We start from the raw sequence: 986 nt of genomic DNA on the forward strand, positions 1-986 counted from the left end.
ACAGTAATTGGAGATCGTTCTTTTGGTACAAATTCAAGTATCGTTTCAAAAATTGGTGAGGGAATGATGGATGGAATTCAAAAAGGAAACACAATTCCTGTTATTAAACATTTCCCTGGGCATGGGGATACTTCAGTAGATTCTCATTTAGAACTTCCTATAGTGAATAAAGACTTATCAAGTTTAAAAAAATTTGACTTAGTTCCATTTAATAATGCAATCAAAAATCATGCGGATATGATGATGGTAGCTCATATATTAGTCAAGAAAGTAGACTCTAAGTATCCAGCTTCGATGTCAAAGTCAGTGATAACAGATCTTTTACGAAAACAATATGGATATAATGGGGTAGTCATAACTGATGGTATGTCAATGGGCGCTATAGCTAAACACTATAACTTAAGTAATGCAGCAGTAACTTCTATTAATGCCGGGAGTAATATTATATTGATAGGACATGGAAATGAAAATGTTAAAACCATTTACAATAGCATCTATACAGCAGTTAAAAATCATAAAATATCAGAAGACACAATCAATAAAAGTGTCTATAAAATTCTATCTTTAAAACAAAAATATAAACTTAACAATAATAAAGTTCAAACTGTAAATGTGACAAATTTAAATAAACAAATTAAGAAAGCTGTTACTTATAACAATGAAACTAGTAATAAGCAGTACTTACTTTTAAAAAATATTTCGACGAAGGCTAATGAAGGAAAAATAATCAATGCAGAATTTAATGTAATGAATTCCAATATTGACCAGGTAAGAGAAAAATGGGGAAAAGAAGACAGTAGTGTATATGTGGCGGCTGCTAAAGGAACATACAACACATATACAAAGAGAAATGTAGTATTTGGCTATCAAAAAGACCATTTAATATTTGAATTACGCTCTTTTGATCCTCAGTTAAAAAATTTATCTATTAATAATATAAAAATTTATTTTGGTTCACCTAGTTCAGAAGTTACTACCTCAAATAA

General features: G+C 29.4%; 1 protein-coding gene. It reads left to right on the forward strand.

Annotation, left to right across the window (positions count from 1 at the left end; all coding sequences use genetic code 11):
* The coding region (locus tag CN514_RS21475) for a glycoside hydrolase family 3 N-terminal domain-containing protein (RefSeq protein WP_141529464.1) at positions 1–986 on the forward strand (986 nt) is incomplete at both ends.

The organism is Bacillus sp. AFS001701, from assembly GCF_002559405.1.
GTDB lineage: Bacteria > Bacillota > Bacilli > Bacillales > Bacillaceae_G > Gottfriedia.